The 20,706-nt window shown below is 58.4% G+C and carries 18 protein-coding genes and 2 tRNA genes; 9 read left to right on the top strand and 11 right to left on the bottom strand.

Annotated elements, in window-relative coordinates:
• The first annotated feature begins 5 nt into the window (after positions 1 to 5).
• Entirely contained in the window at positions 6 to 1,661 is a 1,656-nt protein-coding gene (locus tag EDC30_RS16775) for a TRAP transporter large permease (protein WP_132260010.1), read from the top strand.
• Positions 1,662 to 1,801: 140 nt separating this feature from the next.
• On the opposite strand, the gene EDC30_RS16770 is transcribed toward EDC30_RS16775, so the two are convergent.
• From EDC30_RS16770 to pmbA, 3 genes are all read right to left on the bottom strand, one after another.
• The gene (locus tag EDC30_RS16770) at positions 1,802 to 2,884 is read right to left on the bottom strand and encodes a TRAP transporter substrate-binding protein (protein WP_132260009.1); all 1,083 of its coding nucleotides are present in this window, start codon (positions 2,882 to 2,884) and stop codon (positions 1,802 to 1,804) included.
• Between the two features lie 237 nt (positions 2,885 to 3,121).
• Complete coding sequence (locus EDC30_RS16765) at positions 3,122 to 4,201, bottom strand: TRAP transporter substrate-binding protein (protein ID WP_132260008.1); 1,080 nt, start codon at positions 4,199 to 4,201, stop codon at positions 3,122 to 3,124.
• A gap of 170 nt (positions 4,202 to 4,371) precedes the next feature.
• A complete protein-coding gene (gene pmbA, locus EDC30_RS16760) occupies positions 4,372 to 5,736 on the bottom strand; it encodes a metalloprotease PmbA (protein WP_132260007.1) in 1,365 nt (454 codons plus the stop codon).
• Positions 5,737 to 5,886: 150 nt separating this feature from the next.
• Here pmbA and yjgA point away from each other — a divergent pair, with 150 nt between their 5' ends.
• From yjgA to EDC30_RS16745, 3 genes are all read left to right on the top strand, one after another.
• Complete coding sequence (yjgA, locus tag EDC30_RS16755; RefSeq protein WP_132260006.1) at positions 5,887 to 6,486, top strand: ribosome biogenesis factor YjgA; 600 nt, start codon at positions 5,887 to 5,889, stop codon at positions 6,484 to 6,486.
• Positions 6,464 to 7,084, top strand: a complete 621-nt coding sequence (gene mog, locus EDC30_RS16750; protein WP_132260005.1) for a molybdopterin adenylyltransferase — start codon at positions 6,464 to 6,466, stop codon at positions 7,082 to 7,084. Before yjgA ends, mog begins: the two co-directional genes overlap by 23 nt.
• Before the next feature lie 79 nt (positions 7,085 to 7,163).
• Positions 7,164 to 7,838, top strand: coding sequence for an alpha/beta hydrolase (locus tag EDC30_RS16745; RefSeq protein WP_132260004.1), 675 nt, complete (start codon positions 7,164 to 7,166; stop codon positions 7,836 to 7,838).
• Between the two features lie 92 nt (positions 7,839 to 7,930).
• Here the strand turns inward: EDC30_RS16745 and purU are convergent, their stop codons facing one another.
• The 8 genes from purU to apbC all read right to left on the bottom strand — a co-directional run bounded on the left by purU (position 7,931) and on the right by apbC (position 15,007).
• Positions 7,931 to 8,806, bottom strand: a complete 876-nt coding sequence (purU, locus tag EDC30_RS16740) for a formyltetrahydrofolate deformylase (protein WP_132260003.1) — start codon at positions 8,804 to 8,806, stop codon at positions 7,931 to 7,933.
• A gap of 286 nt (positions 8,807 to 9,092) precedes the next feature.
• Positions 9,093 to 9,650, bottom strand: a complete 558-nt coding sequence (locus EDC30_RS16735; protein WP_132260002.1) for a bactofilin family protein — start codon at positions 9,648 to 9,650, stop codon at positions 9,093 to 9,095.
• Between the two features lie 251 nt (positions 9,651 to 9,901).
• On the bottom strand, positions 9,902 to 10,477 hold the full coding sequence (locus EDC30_RS16730) for an elongation factor P (protein ID WP_132260001.1): 576 nt from the start codon (positions 10,475 to 10,477) through the stop codon (positions 9,902 to 9,904).
• A 107-nt stretch (positions 10,478 to 10,584) separates the two neighbouring features.
• Positions 10,585 to 11,769: an elongation factor P maturation arginine rhamnosyltransferase EarP gene (earP, locus tag EDC30_RS16725; protein ID WP_132260000.1), complete on the bottom strand. Its 1,185-nt coding sequence runs from the start codon at positions 11,767 to 11,769 to the stop codon at positions 10,585 to 10,587.
• 259 nt (positions 11,770 to 12,028) lie between these two features.
• Positions 12,029 to 12,104: transfer RNA gene (locus tag EDC30_RS16720), tRNA-Glu, on the bottom strand.
• Positions 12,105 to 12,161: 57 nt separating this feature from the next.
• A tRNA-Ala gene (locus tag EDC30_RS16715) sits at positions 12,162 to 12,237 on the bottom strand.
• Positions 12,238 to 12,301: 64 nt separating this feature from the next.
• Complete coding sequence (gene gltX, locus EDC30_RS16710; protein ID WP_132259999.1) at positions 12,302 to 13,693, bottom strand: glutamate--tRNA ligase; 1,392 nt, start codon at positions 13,691 to 13,693, stop codon at positions 12,302 to 12,304.
• A 225-nt stretch (positions 13,694 to 13,918) separates the two neighbouring features.
• Positions 13,919 to 15,007 (bottom strand): iron-sulfur cluster carrier protein ApbC, encoded by a 1,089-nt coding sequence (gene apbC, locus EDC30_RS16705; RefSeq protein ID WP_132259998.1) that lies wholly within the window; start codon positions 15,005 to 15,007, stop codon positions 13,919 to 13,921.
• A 178-nt stretch (positions 15,008 to 15,185) separates the two neighbouring features.
• Here apbC and metG point away from each other — a divergent pair, with 178 nt between their 5' ends.
• From metG to EDC30_RS16680, 5 genes are all read left to right on the top strand, one after another.
• Positions 15,186 to 17,300, top strand: a complete 2,115-nt coding sequence (gene metG, locus EDC30_RS16700) for a methionine--tRNA ligase (protein WP_132259997.1) — start codon at positions 15,186 to 15,188, stop codon at positions 17,298 to 17,300.
• A gap of 18 nt (positions 17,301 to 17,318) precedes the next feature.
• On the top strand, positions 17,319 to 17,801 hold the full coding sequence (locus EDC30_RS16695) for a GNAT family N-acetyltransferase (protein ID WP_132259996.1): 483 nt from the start codon (positions 17,319 to 17,321) through the stop codon (positions 17,799 to 17,801).
• 21 nt (positions 17,802 to 17,822) lie between these two features.
• Entirely contained in the window at positions 17,823 to 19,493 is a 1,671-nt protein-coding gene (locus tag EDC30_RS16690) for a SulP family inorganic anion transporter (RefSeq protein ID WP_132259995.1), read from the top strand.
• 99 nt (positions 19,494 to 19,592) lie between these two features.
• Positions 19,593 to 19,802 (top strand): DUF3460 family protein, encoded by a 210-nt coding sequence (locus tag EDC30_RS16685; protein WP_132259994.1) that lies wholly within the window; start codon positions 19,593 to 19,595, stop codon positions 19,800 to 19,802.
• A 3-nt stretch (positions 19,803 to 19,805) separates the two neighbouring features.
• Positions 19,806 to 20,675: a segregation and condensation protein A gene (locus tag EDC30_RS16680; RefSeq protein WP_207907315.1), complete on the top strand. Its 870-nt coding sequence runs from the start codon at positions 19,806 to 19,808 to the stop codon at positions 20,673 to 20,675.
• Positions 20,676 to 20,706: the final 31 nt, after the last annotated feature.

Raw genomic sequence — 20,706 nt, 5'->3', positions numbered from 1 at the left:
TCAATATGACTGAATTTTTGATTGCAAATATGGCGCCGATCATGTTCGGCGCCCTGGTGGTATTCCTGCTGTCGGGCTTCCCGGTGGCGTTCTCGCTGGCGGCCAACGGCCTGTTCTTCGGCTTGCTGGGCATCGAACTGGGCCTGCTCCGGCCGGAACTCCTGCAAGCATTGCCGAACCGCGTGTTCGGCATCATGGCCAACGACACGCTGCTGGCGATTCCCTTCTTCACCTTCATGGGCCTGATCCTGGAGCGCTCAGGGATGGCGGAAGACTTGCTTGACACGATTGGCCAGCTGTTCGGCCCGATCCGCGGCGGCGTTGCCTATGCAGTGATTTTCGTCGGCGCGCTGCTGGCGGCGACCACCGGCGTGGTGGCGGCATCAGTGATTTCGATGGGCCTGATCTCGCTGCCGGTGATGATGCGTTATGGCTATGACAAGCGCCTGGCTACCGGCGTGATTGCCGCATCGGGCACGCTGGCGCAAATCATTCCGCCGTCGCTGGTGCTGATCGTGATGGCCGACCAGTTGGGCCGTTCCGTCGGCGACATGTACAAGGCGGCATTCGTGCCCGGCATTCTGCTGACCGCGATGTACGCCGGCTATGTACTGGCGGTTTCCATCTTCAAGCCGAAAGCCGTGCCGGCACTGCCGCCCGAGGCGCGCAACCTGCGCGAACCAAACGGCGACAGCGGCATCATTTCGCTGGTGGTGATAGTGGGCGCTGCGGTGGCTGTCGCTTATGGCTTCGCATCCTGGTTCGGAAGCAACCATCCGAACACACCTACCGACGTGGTCGGCATCTATGGCGGCGCTGTCGGCATCGTCGCCGCGCTGATCGTGGCCATCCTCAATCGCGCCATGAACCTGAGCATGCTGTCGCGCCTGGCGGAGAAAGTGGTGTTCGTGCTGGTGCCGCCCCTGGCCCTGATCTTCCTGGTGCTGGGGACGATCTTTGTCGGCATCGCCACGCCGACCGAAGGCGGCGGCATGGGCGCACTGGGTGCGCTGATCCTGGCCATGCTCAATCGGCGGCTGTCATGGAGCCTGCTGAGGCAGGCGATGGATTCCACCACCAAGCTGTCATGCTTCGTGATGTTCATCCTGATCGGCTCCAGCGTCTTTGGCCTGACCTTCCGTGCCGTCAACGGCGACCTGTGGGTAGAGCATCTGCTGACTTCGCTGCCAGGCGGCACGACCGGCTTCCTGATCGTGGTGAACCTGCTGTTCTTCGGCTTGGCCTTCTTCCTCGACTTCTTCGAATTGGCATTCATCCTGGTGCCGCTGGTCGGTCCGGTGGCAGACAAGATCGGCATCGATCTGATCTGGTTCGGCGTGCTGTTGGGCGTGAACATGCAAACCTCGTTCATGCATCCGCCGTTCGGCTTCGCGCTGTTCTTCCTGCGCTCCGTGGCGCCCAAGGAAGTGAAGACTTCCGACATCTACTGGGGCGCCGTGCCGTTCGTGCTCATCCAGATCATCATGGTGGCATTGATCATTCTCTTCCCGCAGATCGTCTCTGTGAGTGAAAAGACTGATATGAAGGAACAGATTGAATTGAAGGTCGATACGCCTTCCTTCGATCAGGGTGAAGAATCGCAGCAACCGGGCGAGCCGCAGCTAAACTTCTCGCCAGAAGGCGAGAAAGAGAACAAGTAAGCTGAGGGCATCGCTTCCTGAAAAACCCCGTGCACTGCGCGGGGTTTTTTATTGCCTGCTTCATTAATCCGCCATCCGCTCGGGCATAAAAAAACCCGCAGTAAACACTGCGGGTTTCGATAGAGCGGATTTAACGCGCTTTACTTCTTGCGGCTCATCAGGAAGTTCTGCATCGGGCCTTCCGCCACCGACAGCCACTGGTTCTGTTCACGCTGATAGCGCTTCCACGGATCGTAGATCTTCTTGAACTTGGCGTTCTTGGAAGCTTCTTCTTCCATGGTTGCCACGGCAGCCTTATAGCTGGCTTCCATGATTTCCTTGGAGAAGAAACGCAGCTTGGCGCCATTCTTGATCAGGCGTGCCAGCGCAGCCGGATTCCTGTGGTCGTACTCGGCCTGCATGTAGACGTGCGCCTCGTAAGAAGCAGCTTCGATCGCGGCCTGGTAATCCTTCGGCAGCTTGGCCCATTCTTTCTGGCTGACGTAAAACGACAGCTGCGCGCCGGCTTCCCACCAGCCTGGAGAATAGTAGTACGGCGCCACTTTCTGGAAGCCGAGCTTTTCATCGTCATAAGGCGTGGTCCATTCCACTGCGTCCAGCGTGCCTTTTTCCAGCGCCGGGTAAATATCGGCACCGGCCAGTTGCTGCGGCACGAGGCCCAGCGGCTGCAGCACGCGTCCTGCAAAAGCGGAGATACGCATCTTCAGGCCCTTGATGTCATTCAGGGTCTTGATCTCCTTGCGGAACCAGCCGCCCATTTGCGTGCCGGTGTTACCACCCAGGAAGTTGACGACGCCGTAATCCTTGTAGAAATCACGCATCAGCTGCATGCCGCCGCCCTGCATCATCCATGCGGTTTGCTGGCGCGAGGTCAGGCCGAAGGGAACGGCGCAATCGAATGCGAAGGTCGGATCCTTGCCGAAGAAATAGTAAGGAGCGGAATGTGCCATCTCCACCGTGTTGTTTTGCACGGCATCCAGCACTTGCAGCGCCGGGACGATCTCGCCGCCGGCGAACACGCGGATATTGAATTTACCGTCAGTCAGAGCGGCAACGCGCTTGGAAAACACTTCCGCAGTGCCGTACAAGGTATCGAGCGATTTCGGAAAGCTCGATGCCAGACGCCAGTTGATCGTCGGATTAGCCTGCGCGAGCGCTGGTGCAGCCACGCCGGCCACCGACGCGCCAACCGCTGCTTTCTTCAAAAAGGAACGACGTTCCATGTGATTTATCCTCCAGGGGTAGATGTTTACTACGATTGCAATGCAAAAACCGGATTGTGAGCCTGCCGCATAATTGCGCTATCGCAACACGCATTGTAGTTTGTCACAAGATAGCACTGCAATAAAAAATCGCGCTATCGCGCCACGACGATAAAGCCTGCGGCGAAATTCAGGCAGCGCCAACAAAAAAGCCCGCAAGGATAAAACCATTGCGAGCCTTTTTATCAGCACATGCGATTATTTCCGGCTAAGCATGTAATTTTGCATCGGCACTTCCGCGACAGAGAACCACTGGTTCTCGTCCTGCCTGAAGCGCTTCCAGGAATCGTAGATCTTCTTGAACTTGGCGTTCTTCGCCGATTCCTCGTCCATGAATGTGTTGGCCGACTTGTAGCAAGCGTCCATGACTTCACGCGGGAAGGTGCGCAGTTTCACGCCCTGCTTCAACAAACGGGCCAACGCAGCCGGATTCTTGGCATCATATTCGGCTTGCATCACCACGTGAGATTCATACGAAGCAGCTTCGATCGCGGCCTGGTATTCCTTCGGCAGCTTTTCCCATTCCTTGATGCTGACGTAGAAAGACACCTGCAGGCTCGGCTCCCACCAACCCGGAGTGTAGTAGAACGGCGCCACCTTGTTGAAGCCGAGTTTTTCATCGTCGTAGGGGCCGATCCATTCGGCGGCATCGATCGTGCCCTTTTCCAGCGCCGGATAAATATCCCCGCCGGCGATCTGCTGGGGCACCAGGCCCAGCGGCTGCATGACCTTGCCGGCGAAGGCGGAGATACGCATCTTCAGACCATCGAGGTCCTTGACGGTCTTGATCTCCTTGCGGAACCAGCCGCCCATCTGCGTACCGGTATTACCGCCCTGGAAATTCATGATGCCATAGCCGCGGAAAAATTCGCGCAGCAGTTCACGGCCGCCGCCCTGATCGAACCATGCGGTTTGCTGGCGCGAATTCAGGCCAAAAGGAACAGCGGCGTCAAAAGCAAAGGTCGGATCTTTACCGAAGTAGTAGTAGGAAGCGCTGTGACCGATTTCCACGGTGCCGTTTTGCACGGCATCCAGCACCTGCAATGCCGGGACGATCTCGCCGCCGGCAAATACGCGGATATTGAATTTACCGCCAGTCAGCGCAGAAACGCGCTTGGAAAAGGTTTCGGCAGCGCCGTAAATGGTATCGAGCGATTTCGGAAAGCTCGATGCCAGACGCCAGTTGATTGTCGGTTGTGATTGCGCCAAAGCCGGTGCGGCAAGGGCGGTTGCCGATGCACCGACCGCTGCTTTTTTTAGAAATGACCGCCGTTCCATAATGTCTCCTTTTTTAGTTTCATGGATGATTTGCCATTAACCTTTTGAGTTGCCGGCAAGCAACAACGCAGCAGAAGTGTATTGTGAATTTGGAATTATCGCAACACCATCATTAATTGCTTTTATTAACTGGAGCACCATACATTGTTATGCATGATTTGTTGAATGTACTAATTCCCTGCAACGGTCATGCTCTCGATCAAAATTGAGCCAGTTTCCTTGGTGCCGCGGATCAGGGTATCGGCACCAATCGCCAGAATCTGGGCAAACATGTCGCGCAGGTTGCCGGCAATCGTGATCTCCTCGACAGGATATTGAATCTCACCGTTTTCCACCCAATAGCCGGAGGCGCCGCGCGAATAATCGCCCGTGACATAGTTGACACCCTGTCCCATCAGTTCGGTCACCAGCAAGCCGGTATCCATCTTTTTGAGCATGGCCCGGAAATCGTCGCCAGGCGCCGCCAGCGAGGAAAACAGCTTCAGATTATGCGAACCGCCGGCATTCCCGGTGGTTTTCATGCCGAGCTTGCGCGCCGAATAAGTGGACAGGAAATAACCCTGCACCACGCCATCGCGCACCACGTCACGCCGCCGCGTCTTCACGCCTTCCTCGTCGAACGGCGCCGAGCCGACCGCGCCGATGACATGCGGGTCTTCGACAATCTGAATATGCGGCGCGAACACCTGTTGCTGCAGGCTATCGAGCAGGAAGGTGGATTTGCGATACAACGCCCCGCCCGAGACAGCCTGCACGAATGCACCGAGCAGCCCCGCCGCCAATGGCGCTTCGAACAGCACTGGGCATTTGCGCGTATCGAGCTTTCTCGCATTCAGGCGTGCCAGGGCACGCTCGGCGGCATAACGGCCGACGTCTTCCGGCGCGGCCAGCTTGGCCGGGTCGCGCATCGAGGAATACCAGTCGTCGCGCTGCATGTTGGCGCCCTTGCCGGCAATCGGCGCCACCGAGAGAGTATGACGAGAAAAAGGATAGCCGCCCATGAAGCCGAGCGAATTGGCGGAAACGAAATGCGATTGCTGGGCATAGACGCTAGCGCCTTCGCTATTGGTGATGCGCTTATCGACAGCAAATGCGGCGCCTTCGGCACGCTTGGCCAGATCGGCAGCCTCTTCAGCCGAAAGCAGCCAGGGATAGCAGAGCTGCAGATCCATCGGCGCCATTTCCAGCGTATCGGCATCCGGCAAGCCGGCACAATCGTCCTCGGCGGTGAAGCGGGCGATGTTATAGGCGGCGTCAACCGTATCCTGCAGGGATTGCCGCGAGAAATCGGAGGTGCTGGCATTGCCCCGGCGGATATGGCCATTGCTTCCCATGTAGATGGTGACGCCGATGCCCTTGTCCTTGTTTTGTTCGATCGTCTCGATATTGCCCTTGCGCACGGTCACGGCAAGGCCATTGCCTTCGCTGATTTCGACGGCCGCACCAGATGCGCCTTTCTCTTTTGCATAGCGCAGCACATCCTGCGCGACTTGTTTCAACTGGTCCTGGCTATAGGTAAATACGGAATCGCTCATGGGCTGGAGTCTTCTTTCTTGATAGTAGGCAGTCACCGGGGTTAATTGGCATTAATCGACATTAACTGTGCGGCGGCTTTATCCGCAATCAGCGGGAAAGCGGTTATGATAGCAGCCGTTGACAAAATCGCTTCAGCCTCACGCAAATCCATGCCAAATCCCAATCGCGGTTCCTGCGGATTCCAATCCAGCGAGTTCGAACAGGAATATGACCGCCCCTCCAAGTCCCAACTGAAACGCGAGATGACTGCCCTGCAAAAGCTCGGCGAAGAATTGATCTCGCAATCGCGCGACCGCGTCAAGTCCGTGCCGATGCCGGAAGACGTGCGCGACGCCATCCTCGAATGCCAGAAGATCAAGGATCACGAAGGCCGCCGCCGCCAGCTGCAGTATGTCGGCAAGAAGATGCGCAGCCTGGAAGAACACGAAGTCGCCGCCATCCAGAAAGTCATCGACAGCTGGCACGGCACCTCCAAGGCCGAGACCGCCGCGCTGCACCTGTTGGAACGCCGCCGCGAAAAGCTGCTTGCCGACGACAAGGCGCTCACCGAATTGCTGGCGCAGCATCCGGAACTCGATGCGCAACGCCTGCGCACGCTGATTCGCAACGCCCGCAAGGAACAGGCCGAGAACAAGCCGCCCAAGGCCTATCGTGAAATCTTCCAGATCCTGAAGGAGCTGGAAAAATCCGCCTCAACCGCCACTCCAGACACGGGAAGCGATACTGATGACGAAACCGACGAGGAATGATCCGGACGAACTGATTGTCGGCCTGGTCTCGATTTCCGACCGCGCTTCTTCCGGCACTTACCAGGACCAGGGCGTGCCTGCCCTGCAGGAATGGTTTAGCTCCGCACTGGCAAGTCCCTGGCGCATGGAATCGCGCCTGATTCCCGATGACCGCGCCACCATTGAAGAGACGCTGATCGAGCTGGTCGACGTGGCCGGCTGCGACCTGGTGCTGACCACCGGCGGCACCGGCCCGGCGCGTCGCGACGTCACGCCGGAAGCCACGCTGGCTGTGGCCACCAAGGAAATGCCGGGCTTCGGCGAGCAGATGCGGCAGATCAGCCTGCATTTCGTCCCGACCGCGATTCTTTCACGCCAGGTGGCGGTGATCCGCGAAACGCAAGACCACGCCGCACTCATCATGAATCTGCCGGGCCAGCCGAAATCGATCAAGGAAACCCTGGAAGGTCTGAAAGATGCCGATGGCAAACCGATCGTGCCCGGCATCTTCGCGGCCGTCCCGTACTGCATCGACCTGATCGGCGGTCCGTATGTCGAAACGCATGAAGCCGTGTGCAAGGCCTTCCGGCCAAAGTCGGCAATCCGCGTCAAATCCTGACGACGCGCCGTTTTACGCCACGATGCAATTCAAGTCTTCCATTCACTGCAACCAATAGCGACAGACATACCGACGAACCATGAGCGACGCCCTCCTCGAAACCATCCAGATCGACACTGCGCCCGACCCGACTGTTTCCATCATCTGGATGCACGGCCTCGGCGCCGATGGTTCGGACTTCGTGCCCATCGTGCGCGAACTGGACCTGTCCGGCTGCCCGGCGATCCGCTTCGTATTCCCGCATGCACCGATGATGCCGGTGACCATGAACGGCGGCTATATCATGCGCTCCTGGTACGACATCCTGCTGGGAGAAGACCTGACGCGCCGCGAGGATGAAGCCGGCCTGCGCCACTCGCAGCAATCCATCGAACAATTGATCGCGCGCGAAAAGGCACGCGGCATTCCATCGAACCGCATCCTGCTGGCCGGTTTTTCGCAAGGCTGCGCCATGACGCTGCAAACCGGCTTGCGCCATCCGGAACCGCTGGGCGGCTTGCTCTGCCTGTCCGGTTACCTGACGCTGGCCGACAAGGTTGCCGCCGAACGCCATGCCGCCAACCAGGCCACGCCGATTTTCATGGCCCATGGTCTCGGCGACCCGGTTATCCCGATTCAGCGCGCGCGCGATTCAAAAGCCATCCTGCAGGAACTGGGCTATGAAGTCGAATGGCACGAATACCCGATGCAGCATTCCGTCTGCATGGAAGAAGTCGAGGATATCGGTGCATGGCTTAAACGCGTGCTGGCCTGAAGTTTGCGAGCACCCAATAAAAAAGGAACCGCAGAGGTTCCTTTTTTGTTTCAGCGGCTCGAACGAGGCAGATACGGTCGTTGCGCAGCAGCCTAGTTGAACACCACGGTCTTGTGACCGTTCAGCAGAATCCGGTGCTCGACAAACCACTTCACCGCGCGTGCCAGCACCACGCATTCGATATCGCGGCCGATGGCGGTCAGCGTGTCCGGCCCCATCGAATGGTCGACGCGTTCGACGCCCTGTTCGATGATCGGACCTTCATCGAGATCGCTGGTGACGAAATGCGCGGTGGCGCCGATCAGCTTCACCCCGCGGTCATGCGCCTGGTAATACGGCTTGGCTCCCTTGAAGCTGGGCAGGAAGGAATGGTGGATATTGATCGCCCTGCCCTTTAAAGCCTCGCACATCTCCGGCGACAGGATCTGCATGTAGCGCGCCAGCACCACCAGGTCGATGTTATTGGCCTCGACGATTTCCAGTATCTTTTTCTCCTGCGCGCGCTTGGCTTCGGCCGAAGCGCCGGCTGCCAGCGGCAGGTGGTGGAACGGGATGTTGTAGCTGGCGGCCAGCTGATAGAAATCGGTATGGTTGGAGACAATCGCCGGGATTTCTACCGGCAGCAGGCCGCTCTTGTAGCGGAACAGCAGGTCATTCAGGCAATGGCCGATCTTGGAGACCATCAGCATCACGCGCGGCTTTTTCCTGGCGTCGTTCAGTTGCCAGTTCATGCCCATGCCATCGGCCACGGCGGCGAAATGCGCGCGCAGGGTCGTATCGGTCAGGGATTCGTCTTCGAGCGAAAAATGCACGCGCATGAAAAACAGCTGTGAAGTCGCGTCGCCGAACTGGGCGGAATCGATGATGTTGCAGCCGTGCTCGGCGAGAAAGCCCGAAACGCGGTGCACGATACCGCGCCGGTCATGACAGGATAAGGTAAGGATGTATTCCGGATGCGTGGTGGTCATGGGATGTCGAAACGGTTATTCCATTGTTGCGAAACCTTATTATTGTCGCACGGCTGGGAATATTTTCCCCAACTGCGCGCAAGATTCCTGCGACAGACGCGGCAACAGGCGGGCAAAGGCCGCATTTGCGCCACGAGCGCGCATAAAAAAAGCCAGCTTCCCTTGCAGGATGCTGGCGAAAGTCGCGCGTCCAGCAGCTTTCGCCGCCATTCGCGCGTCCGAGAACTGTGCAGGCTCATGCCTGCGAATTCAGCCGGCCACAAAGGCCGGACTTGAATAACTCTTATTAGCTGGCCTTGGCGACGGACAGCTTGCTGGCAGCTGCCGCGGTGGTGCCGACTTGCACATCACCGGCGAGTTGGCCGCCTTCTTCGATCACGACTTTGCCGTAACGGATCTTGCCGGTCACTTTACCAGTTGCGTAAATCACCAGCTTCTGGCGCACGGTCAGGTCGCCGTCGAATTCGCCGCGGATTTCAGCGATGTCGATTTCAGCAGAACCCTTGAACGCGCCGCATTCGGCGATCTGGATAACACGGGAATCCATGGTCGCTTCGACGCGGCCTTCGACCACCAGCGTATCGCAATCGGTGATTTCGACGCCCTTCAGTTTGATGTTCGGGCCGACGATCAGCTTGCTGCCCATTTCATTGGTGCTGGAGGTTGCGGGTGCGGCTTCCGGTGCGGTCTTGGCGCTGGCGTCGAGCGAAGCAGGCATGGTAGTCCGGGAAATGCCACCGGTCGAACCCGAAGTCAGGCTGCTGCCGAAAGGCTGGGCCGGGGTGTTAGCGGTGGAAGCAGTGTTGGAATCACGTTTGCCGAAAAGGTTGTCTGAACGAAGCATGCTCACTCCTGAAAATGGGAGACAGTTATTTGTCTGGTTTAAAAAAATTGTTCGCGCCAAGCTCAGGCTGCCACCTGATGCCATTGAGAAACATTAAAGGCACCTGCATTGGTCAATAGCAACTTCAGAAAGTTCCTAGATTGTTACAATTTCGAAAGATTTTTTTAAATAAAGACGACTGCCCAGTTTTCAGGTGAAAAAAAACGCTGCCGATTGTTACATTCGGCAGCGTTTTTTGATCCCGGAGGAGCTTAGTTACGCACGACGCGCTTGTACTCGTTGGTACGGGTGTCGATTTCGATGGTGTCGCCCTGGTCCACGAACAGCGGCACCTGAACGGTGTACTGCTTCGATTCGATGGCGTTTTCGATACGAGCTTCCTTCAGGACGTTGCCCGAGGTATTACCCTTGACTGCCGGCTCGGAGTAAACGATCTGGCGCGCGATGGTGATCGGCAGTTCGACGGAAATCGCTTTGCCGTCATAGAACACGGCTTCGCATTCCATGCCGTCTTTCAGGTAATTCAATGCTTCGCCCAGGTTTTCTTCTTCGATCTCGTACTGGTTGTACTCTTCATCCATGAAGACGTACAGCGGATCGGCGAAGTAGGAATAGGTCACCGGCTTCTTGTCGAGAACGACGACGTCGAACTTGTCGTCACCGCGGAAGACGTTTTCCAGGGGCGCATTGGTCAGAAGATTTTTCATCTTCCACTTGTAGGTAAAGCCCGTGCGGCTCGAACCGTTGACGTCGGAGCGCAGCACGATGAAGGGCTTGCCGTCAACCATAATGATGTTGCCAACACGAATTTCTTTTGCAAATTTCATAGAGAATGATCGTAAAAAATGGGTTGCGTAAATGTCTTCTGGCGCCCCTGGCCAACAGCGCCGTCAGCGCACGTTTGATCGAACAAACGTTTTGGATCAACCAGATATTATACTTTGTTTTCTGCAGGCACTGACCTGAGCGCGGCGGCAAAGTTCAGTAGATTGGAAGCAAAATCTCCGTTTGCGGCGATTTGCCGATGCCAATCGCTGGTTCGCTTCGCCATATTTGGCAAATCGTCCAGGAATGGCGGCCAGATTGCGGCCCATGTTGCTGACTTTGCGTGATCGTCATTGCCGGCGCCATTCCAAGCCAGCGATACATTGATCAGGCTATCGATTCCATTTGCATATCGCTGCAGGAAGGCGCGCAGCTTCACGTGATGCAGGTTTTCATCCTGCGGATAGATATGCCAGATGAAAGGCTTGTCTGCCCATTGCGCCCGAACGAAGGAGTCTTCGCCACGCACGAAATTGAGGTCGCATGCCCATAGCAGCTTGTCATAGTCGGGCTGAGGAACAAAAGGCAATACGCGCACGGTCAGCACACCGCGTGTACGTGCCATGCCTGGCTTCGCTTCCGCGCCGAGGAATTCCTGCACGGCGTCTCTTGCGACGCCCTCGGGCACGAGACAGGTGACGGCTGTCGTACCACTCTCCCATGTCTGAAATAGCTCCCGTACCGGTGCATGGGGATAGCAGAACAGGGAAACCTTCAATGCCTGCCGTTCATCGTCGGTGACGCCCAGCTTTGCCAGGAAGGCGGCCATGGCTGCCGGGTCGGACTGAAACCGTTCGCGCTCCTCATCCAGCGATGCCTCATGCAACAAGCCGCCGGTTTTGCCGGTGAAACCGGGATAGAAAAAATGCTTGGTCAAGGACAGGCGTGGATGCATCGAGGGAAGCGTATGGCAGCCCTCCACCCATTCTTCCGCACTCAAACCTTCGAGGTTGAGCCATACCGGGCGGGGATCGCACTGGGACATGGCAGAGATGTAACCGGGCGGGATGTCGCAGCCGAAAAATTCGATGACGACGTCCGTGACGTCTTGCGGCGTGAAGACACCTTCCTGGTTGCGCCAATGGCGGACTGTTACGCCGGCGATTTGCTGACGCTCTGTTTCGGCAGAGACTCCGGGACAAATGCGCTGAAAGCTTTTCAAATCGTCCACCCATAGCGTGACGGCGATGCCATGCTCACGCTGCAGTTGCCGCGCCAGGCGCCAGCAAATGCCGATGTCGCCAAAGTTGTCGACGACTTTGCAGAAGATGGTGAGGGTTTTAATTGGGCTCATTGGAAAAGCTTAAATGAAAACGTTTCGGCCTGCGTGGTGCCACTTTCGAATTACCTGCGCTGTCAGGCCCGGCGCGCCGCTTCGCGTCACCCCGCCCCGCAGATTCTCCCGGCCTTTGCGCCGGGCCGCGCAGGCTTGCAAGCGCAAAGGCTTCGAGGCACCGGCCTGCATGCCGGTGCCGCTCAGCAGGCGCGGAGCTGTGCTCGCTCTACGGGGACGCCAAAAAGAAAAACGCCACGCAGTTGCGTGGCGTTTTATCTGGCGTCCCCTAGGGGATTCGAACCCCTGTACTCACCGTGAAAGGGTGATGTCCTAGGCCTCTAGACGAAGGGGACAGTAACCTGTCAGTGTTGCTATTCTAAACGATCTAGCATTCTTCCGCACCGCTTATTTGGTGGAGGTAAGCGGGATCGAACCGCTGACCTCTTGCATGCCATGCAAGCGCTCTCCCAGCTGAGCTATACCCCCGTGGTGCAGAGAAACGAAATTATAGCAGCTTCTCCGATTCTGTAAATCACCTTTTGAAAAATTCTTAAAGGTATTTAGCCAGGCGCGCCAGCACGGTCTCGCGGCCAAACAATTCAACCACGGCATCGATCGATGGCGTCTGCAGCTGACCGGTGATCAACAGGCGCAGCGGCATGGCCAGTTGCGGCATTTTCAGCTTATGATCGGCCAGCACCTGCTTCAACATTGCCGACAGCGCTTCCTTCTTCCATTCCACCGTCCTGATTTGCTCGGCATACTGCGCCAGCGCCGGCTTGACGGCATCCGTAACATGCTGCGCCAGCAGGGCCGCTTCCGGATTCGGCTGGCGGTAGAACAGCATGGCGGCATCGGCCAATTCATTCAGCGTATTGGTGCGATCCTTCATCAGCGCGATCGCCGAAGCCAGCGGCGGCGCGCCTTCGAATTGCGCGCCTTCACGCTCCATCACCGGACGCACGAGATTCGCCAGGCGCTCGTTGTCGGCTTGCTTGATGTAGTGGTTGTTCACCCAGGCCAGCTTTTCCGGGTTGAACTGTGCCGGCGACTTGGACAGGTGATCGGTATCGAACCAGGCGACGAACTGCTCCATCGAGAAAATCTCGTCGTCGCCGTGGCTCCAGCCCAAGCGTGCAAGATAGTTCAGCATGGCTTCCGGCAGGTAGCCCTGCGCCGGGTATTCCATGACGCTGACTGCACCATGGCGCTTGGACAACTTCTCACCGTCGGCGCCCAGGATCATCGGCACGTGGCCATACTGCGGCAGCGTGGCGCCCAACGCGTTCAGGATATTGATCTGGCGCGGCGTGTTGTTGACGTGGTCATCGCCGCGGATGACGTGGGTGATCTTCATGTCCCAGTCGTCGATGGCCACGCAGAAGTTGTAGGTCGGGGTGCCATCCTGGCGGGCGATGATGAGGTCGTCCAGTTCGCGATTGGAAATCGTGATCGGGCCCTTGACGACATCGTTCCAGGTGACGTCGCCATCAAGCGGATTACGGAAGCGTACCACCGGCTTGCGACCTTCCGGAACCGGCGGCAAGGTCTTGCCCGCTTCCGGACGCCAGGTGCCGTCGTAGCGCGGCTTTTCACCGGCGGCACGGAATCGCTCGCGCATGGCTTCGACTTCTTCGGGGGTGCAGTAGCAATAGTATGCGGTACCAGCTTGCAGCATCTGCGCGATGACTTCGCGATAGCGGTCCATCCGCTTCATCTGGTAGAACGGGCCTTCGTCATGCTCCAGACCCAGCCATTGCATGCCGTCCAGGATCGCCTGCACCGCTTCGGGAGTGGAGCGCTCCAGGTCGGTATCCTCGATGCGCAGGATGAATTTGCCGCCGAAATGGCGGGCATAGGCCCAGGAAAACAGCGCGGTGCGGGCGCCGCCGAGATGGAGATAGCCGGTCGGGCTGGGAGCGAAACGGGTGCGAACGGTCATGGCGTTATTGGCAGAGAAAACAGTGATTCCGTGAAGGCTGGCCTTGCGCAACAGGATAAACAGCTACGCTGCGGCCGAAGCAAAAACGGCCTTGGGATGCCAAAGCCGTTGCATTCATGAACAAAACGGTATTTTACCGTGTTGGCTGGACAGTGGAAACCTGGTGCTGCTACAGCACGCCGCTAAACTATCTGTCGCCAGACACGATCCCCATCTTCCTCATCCCTAGTCATTCTTGATCACGATACTCGGAAACTTGCTCGACATATCCTTGGCCTTTTCCGCAACCTTCACCGCCACCTTGCGCGCGATCTGCCTGTAGATCGCCGCCACTTGGCCATCAGGATCGGCCACGACAGTCGGCTTGCCGGAATCGGTTTGCTCGCGGATCGACATGGTGAGCGGCAGCGCGCCGAGGAAATCGACGCCATATTCCTTGCACATCTTTTCCCCGCCGCCGGTGCCGAAGATCGATTCGGCATGACCGCAGTTGGAACAGATATGCGTGCTCATGTTCTCGACCACGCCGAGGATCGGAATATCGACCTTCTCGAACATCTTCAAGCCCTTGCGCGCATCCAGCAAGGCAATATCCTGCGGCGTGGTGACGATCACCGCGCCGGTGACCGGCACCTTTTGCGACAGCGTCAGCTGGATGTCACCCGTGCCTGGCGGCATGTCGACGATCAGGTAATCCAGCGCGCGCCAGTTGGTCTGTTCCAGCAATTGCATCAGCGCCTGCACCACCATGGGGCCGCGCCAGACCATCGGCTGGTCCGGATCAATCAGGAAACCGATCGACGACACTTGCACGCCGTGGTTTTCCAGCGGTTCCATGGTCTTGCCGTCCAGGCTCTCCGGTCGGCCGACGATGCCCATCATCATGGGCTGCGATGGACCATAGATATCGGCGTCCAGCAAGCCGACATTGGCGCCTTCGGCGGCCAGCGCCAGCGCAAGATTCGCCGCTGTCGTTGACTTGCCGACACCGCCCTTGCCGGACGCGACGGCGATGATGTTTTTCACGTTTGCCAACAGCTTGACGCCACGCTGTACCGAGTGGGAGATGATGTTGGCATAGACATTGACCTTGACCTGGCCAATGCCGGGAAGGTTTTTCACGGCAGCAGTGGTGGCGTCGCGCAGCATGGCGATCTGGCTGTTGGCCGGATAACCGAGTTCGACATCCAGACTGACGTCAGCGCCATTGACCTGGATATTCTTGGCGGACTTGCCGGCGACCAGATCCTTGCCGGTATTCGGATCCACCACCGTAGCCAGTGCCGCTTTCACTGCTTCAACTGTAATGCTCATTCTATCTCCAGGATTCTTCACTAAATTACAAGTCTAAACCAAATGCCGTACAAGGTCTGCCGGAAGGCTCAAAGCGGATTCGCGCTGCTCAATTGAAGTCGGAATGGCGTTTTTCGAGCGAAATTGCCGCATGCACTGCTAAAATGACTGTTTTATTTCATAAAATCCTGCATCACTCATGAGCAACGCACAGCCCCGCAAGCTTTTCGTCACTACCGCCCTTCCCTACGCCAACGGCGCTTTCCACATCGGCCACATCATGGAATATATCCAGGCCGATATCTGGGTCCGGTTCCAGCGAATGCAGGGCAACGAGGTGCACTTCGTCGGCGCCGACGATGCGCACGGCACGCCGATCATGATCGCCGCCGAGAAGGCTGGCATCACGCCGCAGGAATTCGTGGCGCGCATTGCCGCCGGCCGCCCGCAGTACCTGAACGGTTTCCATATCTCTTTCGACAACTGGCATTCGACCGATTCGCCGGAAAATACCGAACTGTCGCAAGCCATCTATCTGAAACTGAAGCAAGCCGGCCTGATCGTCACCAAGGTCGTCGAGCGCTTTTACGACCCGGTCAAGGGCATGTTCCTGGCGGACCGCAACATCAAGGGCGAATGCCCGAAATGCGGCGCCAAGGACCAGTACGGCGACAATTGCGAAGTCTGCGGCGCGGCTTACGAGCCGACCGAACTGAAGAACCCGTACTCGGCGCTGACCGGCGCGACTCCGGTATTAAAGCCCTCGGAACAGTATTTCTTCAAGCTGTCCGATCCGCGCTGCGTGGCCTTCCTGAAGGAGTGGCTCAATTCCCCGGGCCGCCTGCAGCCGGAAATGGTCAACAAGGTCAGCGAATGGCTGGGCAATGATGGCGCCGACCTGGCGGACTGGGATATCTCGCGCGATGCACCCTACTTCGGCATCCCGATTCCCGATGCACCGGGCAAGTATTTCTATGTCTGGCTGGATGCGCCGGTGGGCTATCTGGCCAGCCTGAAGAACTATTGCGGCAAGAAAGGCATCGATTACGATGCCCTACTGCGCGACCCGGCCACCGAGCAGATCCACTTCATCGGCAAGGATATCGTCTCCTTCCACTTGCTGTTCTGGCCGACCATGCTGGAATTCTCCGGCCATCCGACCATCGACAGGATGCGGGTCAACGTGCATGGCCACATGACCGTGAACGGGGAAAAGATGAGCAAGTCGCGCGGCACCGGCATTTCGCCGCTGCGCTACCTGGACCTGAAGATGGACCCGGAATGGCTGCGCTATTACATCGCCGTCAAATTGAATTCCAAGGTCGAGGATATCGACTTCAATCCGGAAGATTTCATCGCCAAGGTCAATTCCGACCTGATCGGCAAGTACGTCAATATCGCCAGCCGCGCCGCCGGCTTCATCAGTAAGCGCTTCAACGGCCAGTTGAGCAACCCTGTAGCAACCGGCACCAGCGGCAACCGCTTCTGGGAAGCGCTGAAGAATGGCGAGGAAGCCGCCATCCGCGAAGCCTTCGAGGCGCGCGAATACGGCAAGGCGATCCGCCACATCATGGCGCTGGCCGATGAAGTCAACCAGTACGTCGATGCCAAGAAGCCGTGGGAACTGGCCAAGGACCCGGCCAATGCGCAAGCCTTGCAGGATGTCTGCAGCGATTTGCTGTTGTCCTTCCATCGCCTGTCGGTATTCCTGGCGCCGGTGCTGCCGGCGGTGGCGAAGAAGGTGGCGACCCTGTTCGGCATCGAGCGCGAGCTGGCCTGGTCCGACCTGCAAACCTGGCCGACTTCCATCGGCACCTTCGAGCACCTGATGACGCGCGTCGACCCGAAGATGCTCGAAGGCTTGTTCGACAAGCCGGAAGCGTCTGCCGCTGTGGCCGCGCCTGCAGGTGCAGCATCCGCAACAGCTTCGGCAGGCGCAGACACTAGCGCTTCCCCGATCGAACCATTGGCGCCGGAAATCAAGATCGACGATTTCGCCAAGATCGATCTGCGCATCGCCAAGATCGTCAATTGCGAACACGTCGAAGGCTCCGACAAGCTGTTGCGCCTGACCCTGGACGTCGGCGAAGGCCGCATGCGCAATGTCTTCTCGGGCATCAAGTCGGCCTACAAGCCGGAAGACCTGATCGGCAAGCTGACCGTGATGGTGGCAAACCTGGCGCCGCGCAAGATGAAGTTCGGCATTTCGGAAGGCATGGTGCTGGCTGCTTCGGCCGCAGACGAAAAAGCCAATCCCGGTATCTATGTGCTCAACCCGTGGCCTGGCGCCGAGCCGGGCATGCGGGTCCGCTAAGACGATAGCGCCAGCACCATGGACGACCTGATCATACGCGAAGCCACGCTGGACGATGCGCAATTGCTGGCCGATCTGACGCGCGCATCGTGGGCCGACAAGGTGGCAGTCACTTCCAGCGGCCACCGGGAAACCGCAGTGCAGGTTCTGCAGCACCTCCAGCAAGGCGGCGGCCTGCTCCTGCTGGTCGATGGCCAGCCGGCAGGTTCGGTCCGCTGGCTGCCGCAGGATTCCGACTCCGATGTCTGGGATATCGTGCGCATGGGAATTCTGCCCGCTTATCGTGGCCGCAACCTGTCGCAGCATTTGCTGGAGGCTGTCGTCCACCGCGCGCGGGAAGCCAATGTGCGCGAACTGCATCTTGCGGTGCGCAGCGACCAGCAGCGCCTGATGGACCTGTACGCCGCCTATGGTTTCGAGCTGGCGCCAGAACTTGAATATGTGCATGGCAATCCCCTGGAACCTGCACCTTATGTGATGCGCTGCGTGCTGGAAAGCTAAAACCATACGAAGGGAGGTGACATGAAATATCTTCATTTTTCCTTCCGCCCGCGCCTCGTCGATTCCTTGCAAGGTTACGACCGTAACCGTTTCTTCCATGACGTCATGGCCGGCCTGACCGTCGGCATCGTGGCATTGCCCTTGGCCATGGCCTTCGCCATCGCTTCGGGCGCCAAGCCGGAAGCCGGCATCTACGCCGCCATCATCGGCGGCTTCCTTGGCTCACTGCTGGGCGGATCGAAGGTACAGATTGGCGGGCCGGCCGGCGCCTTCATCGTGGTGATCTACGCGATCATCGAACAATACGGCCTGGCCAATCTCTTCATTGCCACCACCATGGCCGGCGTCCTGCTGGGATTGATGGGCCTGCTGCGCCTGGGTTCGGTGATCCGCTATATCCCGGTGCCGATCGTGATCGGATTCACGAACGGCATCGCCGTGCTGATCGCGCTGTCGCAGCTGAAGGATTTCTTCGGCCTCGATATCGCCCGCATACCGGGAGAATTCTTCGCCCAGCTGAAAATACTGCGTGCGCAAGCCCATACCGCCAGTCCGGTCACGATGATCGTTTCCATCGCCTCGCTGGCATTGCTGTTCCTGTGGCCGAAGGCCTACCTGGCGCCCGAAGCCGATGCCGCGCCGACGCTGGCCACCCGTATCCGGCGCGTGCTCAAGGCGATTCCCGGTCCGGTGCTGGTGCTGATCCTGGCGACTGGCGCAGTGAAATTGCTGGAACTTCCGCTCGAAACCATCGGCAGCCGCTTCGGCGGCATTCCAGAAAATTTGCCGGCATTTCACTTGCCGGCGTTTAGCTGGGATCTGGCGCGCCAGCTGTTTGCGCCGGCCCTGACGCTGGCCTTGCTTGGCGCCGTCGAATCGCTGCTGTGCGCCCGAGTAGCCGATAACCTGACCCAAGATCGCCACGATCCCAACCAGGAATTGCTGGCGCAGGGGATCGCCAATTTCCTCGTGCCGTTTTTCGGCGCCCTTCCCGTCACCGGCACGATGGCGCGCACCACGACCAATGTTCGCGCGGGCGCCACATCGCCGGTCGCCGGCATCGTCCATGCGCTGACCTTGGCGGCCATCGTCTTGATCGCGGCGCCGCTGGCGAAAGACATTCCGTTGGCAGCGCTGGCGGCCATTCTGATGCATGCCGCATTCAACATGGGCGAATGGCGGGAATTCCGCAATCTGCGCCACTTCTCGAACAATTTCCGGATCCTGGTGCTGTCCACCTTCTTCCTGACTGTCATGGTGGATCTCACCACGGCAGTGGAAGTCGGCCTGGTACTGGCGTGCTTATTTTTCATTTATCGCATTTCCAGCCTTACCGAAATCCGCCCGCTGAATACCATCCATGGCCAGCCGCTGCCAGCGGGCGTGCACGCCTATGCCTTGTACGGTTCGCTGTTTTTCGGCGCGGTCGGCAAGCTGGATGGACTGATCGAACCGCAATGCGTCCCGGAACGCGCGATGATCCTGGAAATGCACAAGCTGATCAGCCTGGACTCCACCGGTCTGGATGGGCTCGAAACGATGCACAAGACTCTGCGCCGGGCCGGCAGCCGCCTGATCCTGTGCGGGCTGAATCCGCAGCCGCGCAGCCTCATGGAGCGCAGCGGCTTCATGGATCGCCTTGGCCGAGACAATTGTGTGGACGAACTGGCCACAGTGCTGGCAAAGATTTGACTCCGCTGACAGGATCGGCCTCGAATTTACCTTTCGCCACAAAACCTGCTAACAGACAGGGTAAAATACCGGATTATTTCATTCCATTGCATAAATTCCATGGCATTCTCGAAGCACAACGTACATTACGAATCCGACATCACCCGCTTCATCAAGGAACTCAAGCAAAAGAATCCGAAGCTGGAAGAACAGCAGCGCGCCGGCCGCGCCCTGTTGTGGGACAAGTCCCCGCTCGACCTGGACAGCCGCAAGCGTGCAGAAGAATCCCGCGTCAAGCAACAGGCTTACGTCTACCAGAACAAGGTTTAAGCTGTGATCGAGCAGCACAAGGTCGAGCCGACCGGCGATGCGGCAGAACTGGCGGTTCCCGGCCAGGCCGATTCGACGCCGGATGTGATCGACGGCGTGGCGTTCGCCAAGCTGTATGGCGAGCCGCTGTTCCAGCTGCCGAACGACCTCTACATCCCGCCGGATGCGCTGGAAGTTTTCCTTGAAGCCTTCGAGGGACCGCTCGATCTGCTGCTGTATCTCATCCGTAAGCAGAATTTCAATATTCTCGACATTCCGCTCGCGCAAGTCACGCGCCAGTATCTTGATTACGTCGATCAGATCCGCCTGCACAATCTGGAGTTGGCGGCGGAATATCTGCTGATGGCGGCCATGCTCATCGAAATCAAGTCGCGCATGCTGCTGCCGGTTAAACCAGCCGAACCCGGTGCAGAGCCGGAAGATCCGCGTGCGGAACTGGTGCGCCGACTGCTCGAATACGAGCAAATCAAGCTGGCTGCATTCCAGCTCGATTCCATGCCGCAGGTAGGCCGCGATTTCGTGCGCACGCAGATCTACATCGAGCAAAGCGTGGTCACGCGCTGGCCGGAAGTCCAGGTGACCGACCTGCAGGCCGCCTGGGCCGACGTGCTCAAGCGCGCCAAGCTGACCCAGCACCACAAGATCAGCCGCGAAGAACTCTCCGTGCGCGAGCATATGTCGGCGATCCTGCGCCGCCTGCAATCGGCCAAGTTCGTCGAATTCGCCGATCTGTTCGATCCATCGAGAGGTGTGCCGGTGGTGGTGGTCAACTTCATCGCCCTGCTCGAACTGGCCAAGGAAACCCTGATTGAAATCACGCAGGCCGAAGCCTTTGCGCCGATCTATGTCAGACTTGCCTATTCGCCAACCTGATTAACCCATTTTTCCGTGTTGTCCGAGCGTT

The organism is Paucimonas lemoignei, from assembly GCF_004342585.1.
In the GTDB taxonomy this organism is placed as follows: Bacteria; Pseudomonadota; Gammaproteobacteria; order Burkholderiales; family Burkholderiaceae_D; genus Paucimonas; species Paucimonas lemoignei.
The sequence above is the reverse complement of the archived record's forward strand: the minus strand, read 5'-3'. Positions and strand labels throughout refer to the sequence as shown.